General features: G+C 64.6%; 10 protein-coding genes and 2 pseudogenes. 1 reads left to right on the top strand and 11 read right to left on the bottom strand.

Going from position 1 to position 11,971, the window contains the following annotated elements; genetic code table 11:
- Positions 1 to 128: 128 nt before the first annotated feature.
- The 10 genes and pseudogenes from F6X42_RS40075 to atzF form a co-directional block, all read right to left on the bottom strand.
- The gene (locus F6X42_RS40075; protein WP_312893014.1) at positions 129 to 959 is read right to left on the bottom strand and encodes a GntR family transcriptional regulator; all 831 of its coding nucleotides are present in this window, start codon (positions 957 to 959) and stop codon (positions 129 to 131) included.
- Positions 919 to 1,368: an oxalurate catabolism protein HpxZ gene (gene hpxZ / locus F6X42_RS40070; protein WP_187639350.1), complete on the bottom strand. Its 450-nt coding sequence runs from the start codon at positions 1,366 to 1,368 to the stop codon at positions 919 to 921. Before hpxZ ends, F6X42_RS40075 begins: the two co-directional genes overlap by 41 nt.
- Complete coding sequence (locus F6X42_RS40065; protein WP_187639349.1) at positions 1,365 to 2,030, bottom strand: cysteine hydrolase family protein; 666 nt, start codon at positions 2,028 to 2,030, stop codon at positions 1,365 to 1,367. The genes hpxZ and F6X42_RS40065 overlap by 4 nt, the downstream gene beginning before the upstream one ends.
- A gap of 5 nt (positions 2,031 to 2,035) precedes the next feature.
- Positions 2,036 to 3,034 (bottom strand): formamidase, encoded by a 999-nt coding sequence (locus F6X42_RS40060; RefSeq protein WP_187639348.1) that lies wholly within the window; start codon positions 3,032 to 3,034, stop codon positions 2,036 to 2,038.
- Between the two features lie 3 nt (positions 3,035 to 3,037).
- Positions 3,038 to 4,672, bottom strand: a complete 1,635-nt coding sequence (locus F6X42_RS40055; protein WP_187639347.1) for an ABC transporter ATP-binding protein — start codon at positions 4,670 to 4,672, stop codon at positions 3,038 to 3,040.
- Between the two features lie 2 nt (positions 4,673 to 4,674).
- Positions 4,675 to 5,367: a biuret amidohydrolase gene (gene biuH, locus F6X42_RS40050; protein WP_187639346.1), complete on the bottom strand. Its 693-nt coding sequence runs from the start codon at positions 5,365 to 5,367 to the stop codon at positions 4,675 to 4,677.
- Between the two features lie 47 nt (positions 5,368 to 5,414).
- Positions 5,415 to 6,341, bottom strand: a complete 927-nt coding sequence (locus F6X42_RS40045; protein ID WP_187639345.1) for an ABC transporter permease — start codon at positions 6,339 to 6,341, stop codon at positions 5,415 to 5,417.
- Positions 6,334 to 7,467, bottom strand: a complete 1,134-nt coding sequence (locus F6X42_RS40040) for an ABC transporter permease (RefSeq protein WP_187639344.1) — start codon at positions 7,465 to 7,467, stop codon at positions 6,334 to 6,336. The genes F6X42_RS40045 and F6X42_RS40040 overlap by 8 nt, the downstream gene beginning before the upstream one ends.
- 44 nt (positions 7,468 to 7,511) lie before the next feature.
- Positions 7,512 to 8,609 carry a BMP family ABC transporter substrate-binding protein gene (locus F6X42_RS40035; protein WP_187639343.1) on the bottom strand — a complete coding sequence of 366 codons (1,098 nt, stop codon included), beginning with the start codon at positions 8,607 to 8,609 and terminating at the stop codon, positions 7,512 to 7,514.
- A 63-nt stretch (positions 8,610 to 8,672) separates the two neighbouring features.
- A pseudogene (gene atzF, locus F6X42_RS40030) lies at positions 8,673 to 10,515 on the bottom strand (allophanate hydrolase).
- Positions 10,516 to 11,035: 520 nt separating this feature from the next.
- Here atzF and F6X42_RS40025 point away from each other — a divergent pair.
- Entirely contained in the window at positions 11,036 to 11,335 is a 300-nt protein-coding gene (locus tag F6X42_RS40025; RefSeq protein ID WP_187639342.1) for a hypothetical protein, read from the top strand.
- 519 nt (positions 11,336 to 11,854) lie between these two features.
- On the opposite strand, the pseudogene F6X42_RS40020 reads toward F6X42_RS40025, so the two are convergent.
- Positions 11,855 to 11,971: pseudogene (locus tag F6X42_RS40020) on the bottom strand (IS5/IS1182 family transposase); the annotation flags it as partial.

Below are 11,971 nucleotides of genomic sequence, written 5' to 3'. Positions count from 1 at the left end.
CTTCACGGTCAAAGTGACGGCCTGCGAACAGTTCGTCCAGGCTCTTCAGTTTGCTCATCGTCGGCTCTCAATTTGTTCAGTCCGACACCTTAACCGATTCGCACGCGCGCTATTTGCACCGGAGCCCCTCAACTCACAAACGGCAACTTGCTGTCCCGCGCCTGCGCGAGCATCGAAACAGTGATCTTGCGGACTTCGAGCTTGCTCTGCGTCACATGCGCGCGCAGCATAATGCCTGCTTCGGCGAGCTTTCCGCGTTCGATCAGCGTGAGCATCGTGGCGTGCTCGTCGTAGGTTGCGTCGGTGCGATGCGGCTTCAGGAAATCGAGGCGTCGCACGATGCGAATGCGCTCGGTCACTTCGTTATGCACGCGTAGCATTTCGGTGTTGCCCGCGGCTTCCACCAGCCCGCGATGAAAACCTTCGTCGAGCCGGAACATGCGCGCCGGATCGGTCTCGCGTGCGTCACGCGGCACGCACCAGATGGCCTTGAGCGCGTCGATCGCGCGATTGTTCGAGCCGCTCGTCACGCGCTCTATAGCAGCCAGTTCGAGCACGATGCGCAGGTCGTACAGCTGGTCAAGCCGCTCGAAGTCGATGTTGCACACTTTCCAGCCGCGCCGGAAGCCGACTTCCAGATAGCCTTCGCGTAGCAGACGGAACAGCGCGTCGCGCATCGGTGTGCGCGACACGCCGTAATGCTGCGCGATGTCAGTCTCCGAGAAGCGATCGCCCGGAAACAGCCGGAAGTCGAAAATGTCCTGCTTGAGTTGCAGGTACACCTGCTCGGCAAGCGGGTTCGCGCCATAGACGATTTTCGACGCATCAGGCGCCACGTCGTCGGATTCGTCGATCGGGTCTTTAGCTTCGGTCAGCCGTTTGGGTTTGATGACCAGTCTCCTGCAAATCGTCCCGGCATTATCCGCGTTTCCCGTGGGCGGCTTGCACGTCGGGTTGATCGGGCGCATCGATCAGACTGACGTGCGCAGCAACGACGATCCAGCCGCCGAACGGCGCATCGTGCGCGCCAAGCCGCGCCCACGACTGCATCTGACGGCCGACGAGCGGCGTGGCGTCGCTGGTGAACGTGGTGCTGACCGTCGCATAGTCGCGGCCGAACGTCGTCACGACCGTGCGATGCCGTCTGCGCGAAGCCGGCACCGGCACGCACGATTCCCGCCACGCGCGAATCTCCTCGCCGCCGTGCTGGATTTCTGCAATTCCATAGCGTACCGTTTCCGGAGCGTCCCAGAACAACACGTTCATCGCGTCGACGTCGTTATCGACCAGCGCGCGTTCGTAGGCTTCGAACACGGCGGTCACTTCGGCGACGATCGCCGGGTCGTTGATGACAGGCGGTGTGGTCAAGCGTCGGCCTCCAGCAATTGTTCGAGCGTCGCAGTCCAGCCGACGATGCCGCCTTGCGAACGGATCATCGCGAGCGTTGCTTCCTTGAACGCGGGAATGTAGCTCGCGGTCGCGTCTTCGATCACGAGACAGTCGTAACCGCGATCATTCGCTTCGCGCATCGAGGTCTGTACGCACACTTCAGTCGTTACGCCCGCAAACACGAGATGCGTGATGCCGCGCATCGCAAGCTCTTCGCCGAGCCGCGTCGCGTAGAACGCCCCCTTGCCCGGCTTGTCGATCACCAGTTCACCGTCAATCGGCGCGAGCGCGTCGATGATTGCATTACCCGGTTCGCCTCGCACGAGTATGCGTCCCATCGGCCCTTTGCCGCCGATGCGCGCGCTCGGCTGCCCACGCAGACGTTTCGCCGGCGGACAATCGGACAGATCAGGCACGTGCGATTCGCGCGTGTGCACAACGTGCCAGCCGTGGGTGCGCGCATGCGCGATCAGCCGCGCGACATCCGGCACGATGTCCGCGAGCAGCGACACGTCGTTGCCGAGCGCCGCGCCGAATCCGCCCAGCTCGATGAAATCGCGTTGCATGTCGATCACGACGAGCGCCGTCTTCGACGGCTCGAACGCGAACGGCGACGGTAACGCCTGGTTGACGGTCGGCATGGCAGTCAACCCTTGTAAATGCGTTCCGGCGGTGCGAAGCCGCAAGGAGTGCCATCGGTCACGCGCACCTCGGCCTCCCAAGGCAAACGATATTCGCCGCGCACCATGTCATGCATGAACGTATAGGGGCAATCCTGCGCGCCGCCCTTCACCGCAACGTAGCCGCGGTGTCCGAACTGATAGATGTTGTTTTCGACGCCCCAATGGATACGCGCCTCGCGCACGAGATCGGGCCGCATCTCGCAGACGATGACCTCGTCCGGGCGATGACTGCCCTCCACCATCACCGTTCCGTCGAAATCGCAGAACATGCCCTCGCCCATCGAATCGAACGTGCCGTCGCTGCGCACAGACAGACGCTCGCCGTCTGCGCGAGATTCTGGAACGCGTTCGACTGATTGGTGATGCGCCACGCGTGGCGGATCGGCGCGGTGTATCCCGCCCGTGCGCAGAATCACTTCTGCGCCCTTGTAGGCGGCTTCGCGCGCCATCTCCGGAAACATGCCGTCGTGGCAGATGATGAGGCCGAGCTTCACGCCGCGCGGCCCGGTGCAGACCGGCACGCCGAGATTGCCCGGCTCCCACGGCTCGACCGGCACCCACGGATGCAGCTTGCGGTAGTAAAGCTGGATCACGCCTTGGTCGTCGATGATCAATCCGCTGTTGTATGGATTGCCGCCTGGATTGCGCTCCATGATCGAAAAGCAGCCCCAGATGCGGTGCTCAACGCACGCCGCCTTGAACGCGGCCACTTCGGGGCCGTCGAGGCTGCACATGATGGCGTCGTCGGTGCGCATGGAAAGGCCATGCAACGCGTATTCCGGAAACACGACGAGATCCATCGCCGCGTTGTTGCGCCGCGCTTTGCCGACCAGTTCGACCACGCGCTGCGTCTGCGCCGCGAGCTGCGCGGGCGTTTCTACATTGGGATTCTGCAATTGCACGAGGCCGATTACGACGCCCGCGGGCGAGCGGTTCAATCCGCCGAGTCCACTCGAACTCATCTGTCATGCTCCATGAAAGGCGGCGGCAGTGTCCGCCGCTTCGGGTTGCCGATCGTCGTTGTGGCCCGCCATGTGGCGCCCGAGCACCACGCGGTCCGCGTTTTCCACTGCGGTTTCGAAAACGAGCCGCCCTTCCGCGATTACTGCGATGCGGTCGGCCAGTTCCAGCAATTCGTCGAGGTCTTCGCTCACCAGCATCACCGCCGCGCCCGCGTCGCGCGCCGCGAGAATGCGCGCGTGTATATCGGCCACCGACGCGAAGTCGAGGCCGAACACCGGATTGGCGACGATCAGCACATCGACCGGCTGGCCGAGTTCGCGAGCCAGTACCGCGCGCTGCACGTTACCGCCCGACAGCGTGCCGATCGCGCGCTCCGGCACCGGCGGCCGCACGTTGAACTCGGCAACGCGCTTTTCGGCGCGTTCGCGTAACGCGCGACGGTTGAGCCGCCAGCCGCCCGCGCGCAACGGCGCGCGATCGAAGTCGCGCAACGCGAGGTTTTCCGCGACGCTCAGATTCGCGACACACGCATTACGCAGCGGCTCCTCGGGCAACGCGAAGACTTTCAGGCGCGTCATCGCTTCGCGCGTCGCGCGATACGCTTCTCCCTTCACGCGCATGTCGCCCGATCGCACGCTCCGCTGGCCGACCAGCGCCTCGATCAGCTCCTTCTGGCCATTGCCCGACACGCCCGCCAGGCCGAGAATCTCGCCCGCGCGCACCGCGAGCGACGCATCGCGCACCGCCACGTGTCCGCGATCGTCCACCACCGTCAGCGCCGACAGTTCGAGCGCCACCGGCGCATCGGCGACAAGCGGCCGGCGCGTAGGCCGCACGTCGTCGATGCCGGCTGTCGCGCGCGCGTCGAAACCGGCGTCGCTGCCCATCATCCACGATGCGAGGCGGTCGCGGTCGGTATCGCGCACTGCACAACTGCCGACTAAGCGGCCCTTGCGCAGGACCGTGACGTCGTCCGCGTAGGCCATCACTTCGCGGAACTTGTGCGTGATCATTAGCACGGTGAGTTCGCTGCGCGTCGCGAGATCGCGCATGAGGCCGAGCACTTCGTCCGCTTCCTGCGGCGTCAGCACCGAGGTCGGTTCGTCGAGAATCAGGAAGCGCTGACGCAGATACAGTTGCTTCAATATTTCGAGCTTCTGCTTTTCGCCGGCCGCGAGACTCGACACCGGCGTGTCGAGTGCGAGCCGGAACGGCATGCCGCGCATGAACGCGCCGAGCGCCTTGCGTTCGGCTTGCCAGTCGATTTTCCACGGCATCCGGCCACGCGCGAGAAGCAGGTTCTCTTCCACCGACAAACCCGCCGCCAGCGTGAAATGCTGGTACACCATGCCGATGCCGAGCGCCTGCGCATCGCGGGGCGAAGCAATGCGCACTTCGCGGCCGTCCGCGGCGATCTGGCCGCTGTCGAGCACGCCATAACCGACGAGACCTTTCACGAGCGTGCTCTTGCCCGCGCCGTTCTCGCCGAGCAGCGCGTGCAGCGTGCCTGCGCGCACCTTGAGCGTCACGTCGTCGAGCGCGCGGAAAGCACCGAAGCGCTTGCTCGCGCCGAGCACCTCGATGCCGAGGGCGCCGGTGTGTGACGGCAGCGGTTTCATGCTGGCGAGCGTCGACATGATCAGCGTCCGAGCGCCGCGATCAGCGCGCTGGAATCCGACACCGTGCCGAACACGCCGCCCTGCATCAGCACCATGTTCAGTGCCGCGTCGTGATTGCCCTTGTCGGTCGCGCCGCAGCAGTCGGCGAGAACCGTGCATTCGAAGCCGCGGTCGTTCGCTTCGCGCATCGTCGTATGCACGCACACGTCGGTCGTGATGCCGGTCAGCACCAGATTGACGATGCCGCGCGTGCGCAGAATGAGTTCGAGATCGGTGGCGCAGAACGAGCCCTTGCCCGGCTTGTCGATGACGATCTCGCCCGGCAGCGGCGCGAGCTCGTCGATGATGTCCCAGCCCGGTTCGCCGCGCACGAGGATCTTGCCGCACGGACCGTCGTCGCCGATGCCGATGCCGTCCGTGCCCACGCGGCGGCTGCGCCAGCGCTTGTTGGCAGGAAGATCCGACAGATCGGGCCGGTGTCCTTCGCGGGTATGGATGATGGTGAAACCCTGCTCGCGCATCGTTGCCAGCACGCGGCTGATCGGTTCGATCGGCGCGCGCGTCAGCGACAGGTCGTAGCCCATCTTGTCGACATAGCCGCCGATGCCGCAGAAGTCCGTCTGCATGTCGATGATGATGAGCGCCGTATTGTCGGCGCGCAACGCGCCGTCGTAGGGCCACGGATACGGTCGGGCTTCGATGAAACGGGCCATGTCGGACTCCCGGTGAGACAAAAAGTAGGTGGATCGCTTCGGCGGTTTCAGCGCGTGAGACTCAGTTCGCCGGGCGCACCTGCGAGCGTGCGATCCGGCCGGCAATTGACGATCATGATTGCGAGCGTGAGCACGTACGGCGCGGCGTTGAACAGGTAGTAGCCGCTCGTCACGCCGATCGCCTGCAGCGCGGGGCCGAGTGCGCCGGCCGCGCCGAACAGCAGCGCCGCCCACAGACAGCGCAGCGGCTGCCAGCGCGCGAAGATCACGAGCGCGACGGCCATCAACCCCTGACCGCTCGACAGGCCTTCGTTCCAGCTGCCCGGATAAACGAGCGACAGATACGCGCCACCGACGCCCGCGAAAAATCCGCCGACCGCCGTCGCCGCGATGCGTACGCGCGTGATCGGATAGCCCATCGCCCGCGCGCTCTCCGCGTTTTCGCCGACGAGCCGCAGCGTCATGCCCCAGCGTGTGGAGCGCAAACCCCATTGCAGAACGAACGCAAGCACGACGCCGATCAGGAAGAGTGGATTCACGTGCAGCGCGTTATGCAATTGCGGCGAAGCGCTCCACGCGCCGAAGTCGAACGAGCGCAGCATCGCCGCCTGCGGCTCGATGAACGGCTTGCCGAGATAGAACGCGAGGCCGGTGCCGAACAGCATCAACGCGATACCGAACGCGATGTCGGACACGCGCGGCAGCGAGCAGACGAGTCCGTGCAGGCAGCCGAGCAGCAGGCCCGCGCATCCGGCAAGCAGCACGCCCAGCCACGGCGAACCGGTCAGGTACGAGCCTGCGTAACCGCTCATCGCGCCCGACACGAGAATGCCTTCGAGCCCGAGATTCACGCGACCGCCCTTCTCGGTCAGGCATTCACCGAGGCTCACGAAAAGATACGGCGTGCTGACGCGAATCGCGCCCGCAATGAGCGAGAGCAGCAGCACGGTAACGGGCGAGTGCAGATCAGGCATGAGTTTGCTCCAGCGGATGCGGCAGTCCGGATTGCGCGACCGCCTGCAACTTCACGCGCCACGCGGCGAGCCGGCCGCCGAGCGCTTCCCACGCGAGCAGGTTTGCGAACAGCAGGCCTTGCAAGACGAGCGTCGTTGCGTCGGGCAGATCGAGGCGCCGTTGCAGCAGACTGCCACTCGCCTCGATGCCGCCGATCATCAGCGCACACGCGATGATCGCGAGCGGATTCTGCCGTGCAGCGAATGCGACGAGGATGCCCGCGTAGCCGTACCCCGCGAGCAGCGACGCGTTCGCGCTGCCCTGCACCGCCGAGACTTCGAACATGCCGGCGAGTCCCGCGGCGGCGCCGCCGAGCACGCATGCGGTCAACGCCAGCGAGTTGACTGGCAGGCCGACGAGGCGCGCGGCGCGCGCGTTGCCGCCCGTCACGCGCATCGCGAAACCCTTGGTGCTGTGACGCACGAAGATCCACGCGCCGACGCACGCGAGCGCGCCCCAGAAGAGTCCCCAATGCACATCGAGTCCCGGCAGCGAGCCGACCGTGAACGCATCGGGCAGCGGCAGCGTCGACGGCTTGTTCAGGCTCGCCGGATCGCGCAACGGCCCTTCGACCAGATGCTTGAACAACGCAATCGCGATATACGACATCAGCAGCGAGCTGATGGTCTCGTTCACGCCGCGCCACTGCCGCAACGCGCCGACCGTGCCGATCCACGCACCGCCGACGATCATGCCCGCCAGCGCCATCGCGGGCGTCGCGACGCACCACGGCGTGCCGTGCGGCAGCAGTTGCGGCGTGACGGCCGCAGCGAGTCCGCCGAGCGCGAGCGCGCCCTCGCCGCCGATCACGATCAGGCCGACCTGCGCAGGCAGCGCCACGCACAGCGCGGTGAGCATCAACGGCGCGGCGCGCAGCAGCGTGCTCTGCCACGCGAACGCCGAGCCGAATGCGCCTTGCGCGATCAGCACGATCGCGTCGCCCGCGGGCTGGCCCTGCACGAGCAGAAAGATCGCGAACAGCAGCAGCGTGCCGGCGACCGCCGCGAGCGTCGGCAGTGCGGGCAGCACGCCGAGCAGCGCGCGGGCAATGCCGGACGACGTCACCGTGGAAGCATGAGCACGCATGGTCTCTCCTTCAGTTGCGCGAATTGCGCTGTCAGCACGCTGGATCAGATCTGGCCCACCACACCCGTGACGAGATAATTCATGCTTTCGAGCGTCATGTCGGTCTGAGCGTAGGCCGTGCCGGACGCGATCGCGGTGCCGCCCTTGTTGTCCTTCAGCGGGCCCTTGAAGATGACGAACTGGCCGGCCATCATCTGCGCCTTGACGGCGTCGGCTTTGGTCTTCGCGGCGGCCGTCACCACGGCGCCATAGGGCGACATCTTCACGAAGCCTTCCTTGAGGCCGCCGCGCAGAATGTTCGGCTGCGGCGTGCCGGTCTGCGCGTCACTGACGAGCGTTTTGTACGGCGTCGCCCAGTCCCACTCGGCGCCCGTCAGATAGCCCTTCGGCGCGAGCGCCGCCTGGCTCGCGTGGTAACCACAGCTCATCGCGCCGCGCTTCTCCGCCGTTTCGATCACGACCTTCGGACCGTCGACGTGGCAGGTCAGCACGTCGCAACCCTGATCGACAAGACTGTTGGTCGCTTCGGCTTCCTTGACCGGCATCGACCAGTCGCCCGTGAAAATGACGTGTGTCGTGATGGACGGATCGACCGACTGCGCGCCGAGCGTGAACGCGTTGATGTTGCGCAGCACTTGCGGAATCGGTTTGGCCGCGACGAAGCCGAGCTTTTTGCTCTTGCTCATGTGGCCCGCGACGACGCCGTTCAGGTACTGGCATTCGTCGATGTAGCCGAAGTAGCTCGCGATGTTCGACGGGTTGCCCTGCTTCCAGAGGCCGCCGCAATGCGCGAAACGCACCTTCGGGTACCTGGCCGCCATCTTCAGCACGTGCGGATCGAAGTAGCCGAACGAGGTGGCGAAAACGAGCGTCGCGCCGTCCTGCTCGATCATTGCTTCCATCGACTTCTGCGCGGCCACCGTTTCCGGCACATTTTCTTCTTCGACCACCTTCATGTTCGGCATCTTTTTGATGACCGCGGCGGCCTGGGCCTGCGCCTGGTTGTAGCCATAGTCGCCCTTCGAGCCGACGTAGATCACGCCGACGGTGAGCTTTTCGGCAGCGAACACGCTTTCGAGCGGCAGCAGGCTGCCGAGCGCGAACGCGCCCGCCTGCTTGATGAAGTCGCGACGTTGAGTCATGGTGTGGTTTCCTTGAGTTGGTCGATCACTGCGTTCTGAATGCTCGATTTCCGATGACGGGCATCAGGCGTTCGGCTGTGGCGCGCGGTGCGCGAGATACGCGCGCCAGCCGCCGTAAGCGGTAATGTCGAGGGCGCCCGCGTCGTGCGCGATCGCCGAGGGCTCACAGACGAAGCCCTTCACGCTGCGTCCGTCGATGGTCTCGAGCGTGCCGATGGCGAGCGGCGCGGGCACGGCGGCGACGAACGCGCCGAAGGTGCGCAGCGGCACTTCCCACAGTTCGATAGCGATGGCTTCGCCTCCTGCCGCGTCGTCCGTCCGGCGCACGAGGCCGGGTTTCGGCGGCAATGTGCCGGCGAGTGCATAGAGCCGGTAGTAAGGCGCAGTCGTCGTGGCTTCGACGAAGCGCGCGCCGGCTTGCAGCAGTTGCCAGTTCAACGGCTCGCCCCGCAGATGCGCACCGACCACGGCGAGCATGACGACCGGTTCCTGGATCGGCAGCGGCTGGCTCGCGATCGCGTCGGCATCGCGTTGCTCGACGGCTTCGCTGAACAGCGCCTGAATGCGCGCGCCGAGCACCGCGAGCTGCTGGTCCGCGCCCGATGGTCCGATCAGCGTCACGCCCGCAGGCAGACCGTCGGCGCGCGGCACGCCGGGCACGGCGAGCGCACACAGATCCAGCAGATTGACGAAGTTCGTATAGACGCCCAGACGGCTGTTCACCTCCACGGGATTGGCCTGCACGTCGGCGATGGTCGGGTGCGTCGGCGTGGTCGGCACGATCAGCACGTCCGCATGCTCGAAAAGCGCTGCAGCTTGGCGCGCCAGCCTCGCAAGCGCGTACTGCCCGTCGAACGCGGCGGCCGCATCGAAACGCTCCGCCTGGCCGATCACCTTCGCGACGGTTGTGTCGATATCGTGGTGATGTGTCATAAAAAAACGTGCCGAGCGCGGCGCGGCGCTCGGCCACCCACGGGCCGTCGTAAAGAAGCGCGGCGACCTGCTGCAACGGCGCGAAGGTGAATGTCGACGGCGTCAACGCGAGATGCCTGGCGATGCCATCCATGGTCGCGGCGAAGGCGGCCGATGCGTGGTGGTCGTCGAAGAACGTGAGCGTGTCGGGAATCGCGATGCGCAATGGCGCGTGTTGCAAACCGCGCGAGAGCAGCGGCCTGGAGTAACCGTCGTGCGGGTCGTAGAACGCGAGCCGGTCGAGCACTTGCCAGGCATCGGCGACGTCGTGCGCGAACACCGACAGCGTATCGAGCGTGCGGCATGCCGGCACGACGCCGCGCTTGCTGACGAGCCCGAGCGACGGCTTGAGCCCCACCAGCCCGTTGAAGCCCGCAGGCACGCGTCCGGAACCCGCGGTATCGGTGCCGAGCGAGAACGCGACGATGCCCGTCGCGACCGCAATCGCCGAACCGGAGCTCGATCCGCCCGACACGTATTCATCGCGCGTGATCTGACGCACCGCGCCGTACGGCGAACGCGTGCCGACGAGACCCGTCGCGAACTGATCGAGATTGGTCTTGCCGACGAGAATCGCGCCTGCGTCCAGCAGACGCGCTACCGCGAACGCCGTTTCGCCCGGCGTGTAGGCGAAGGCATCGCATGCGGCGGTGGTCGGCAGGCCGGCGAAGTCGACGTTGTCCTTCACCGCGAACGGCACGCCGCAGAGTGGCATGCGGGCGAAGAGCGCCGGGCCTTCGTCGGCGAGCAGACGTTCGAGTTCGGTGGCGCGCGCGACGAGCGAGGCTTCGGACACGCGAAGGATCCACGCTTCCGGACGATGCGTGGTGGCAAGACGTTGCAGCACTGTGACGACCGTGTCGCATGGCGATGTTTCGCCTTGACGATAAGCGTCTAGCAGCGCGCGAACCTTGAAGGGAGCAATGCGTTCCATGAGTTCAATCTTGAATACAAGTCGAGCGATGGAACGCAGGCTTTATGCCAGATTTGCCGGCACAGACCGGAAATGCTTATCCGGAAAGGCTTTGCGACTATCAACGACTATTTCCTGACGGCACAGGTCGGGCGGCGCAGAACCAGGCGCGTTTCATCGTGGACCGTTTCGCGGTGTGCTTCGGTGCACTGATTCACGGAGGCTGTGCACGGCGCAACCGCTTGCTTCAACTAGCGTGATCGACAACCACAATGGCCGCGCTTAGACACGCGCCGCCGCCATCCGGCCAGGTGTACGGCTTGCATCGCCCGGCGCTGCGCGGCGATGAATGCGCCAAATCTCGCAAATGCTCGTTGCGTCGCCGGACCATAATGTCGTCAAAAACCGCCGGTTTGATGCCCGCTCCGGCAAGCGACCGATCTGATGCTGCTGTGGCAGCGCCATAGTCCCGCGCAGTTCAAGGGGTTATCAACATCCGCCGGTGCAAGCACTGCCGCCGCGGACAGCGCGAAATGTGCCGATGGGGAAGAAGAACGGTCGCGCTTATCCTGCGTGGCAGTTCATAGGCGATGTCCCATCGCATTTACCTGCGGTCCTTAAGATCCTTCACGGCAATTCAAGGTTACAAGTCAACACCTTCTTCATGACCGAACAGGACGCGCTAAACGAACTGTGCCCCGCTGAAGTGCTGGCCGGGATACCGTTTGAAGACCGCACGCAAATTCCGCCGGAGCAAAAACGACTGCTCACGTTGCCGGCGAAGACGCGGTTGACCAAGGTCAGTGCTCTAGCGAGGATGGAGGCGGCTGGCTCGGATTGAGCGACTACCCGATGTCAAAAATGAAGATGTGAAATACAGGTTACCTCAAGAACTGAAAGGATTAGTCCCAACTGCGGAGCAAATCTTTAGAGCGATCGGCGAGGTAAAAATACTCCTACGAGCCGGACCGAGTGTTTGTTCGCGCGGTAGATGACCCGCGATATGTCGAAACAGCATCACCCTCCAAGGCTCACCGCTTTGGCCCGCCAATTGACTTTGTCAATGCCAATGGTGTGCTGCCTTTTACATGGGTCTATCTCGCCGCTCGCGAGGCTTGGAACGAGACATCATCGCGATCCAGACCGGGTTCGCCCTGCCTCATGCACAGAACTGAACCACCGGTCGTCCTGGAGATGCGGTTGTGGCGAAGTCTGGGATACAGGCGCGGGCAATTGACTGTTAGTTGTGTGCTGCACGACGGCACGCATTGAATGGGGGCGGCTGCAGCGATATGCTCCCATCCCGAACGAATCGGAAATACCATCATGCCTTATGGAAGGAAAATGCCACTAGAGGGTGTTAGGCACTTTTGTTAAGGGCTGCAAAGTGAACAAGCATAAGCACGGAGAATACGACGAAGTGCAAACCGGCCAAGGTTTCAGGCAATCGCTCATAGTCTCTGGCCAGTCGGCGGAA

Origin of the sequence: Paraburkholderia podalyriae, from assembly GCF_014397785.1 — a bacterium.
Lineage (GTDB): Bacteria > Pseudomonadota > Gammaproteobacteria > Burkholderiales > Burkholderiaceae > Paraburkholderia > Paraburkholderia podalyriae.
The sequence above is the reverse complement of the archived record's forward strand: the minus strand, read 5'-3'. Positions and strand labels throughout refer to the sequence as shown.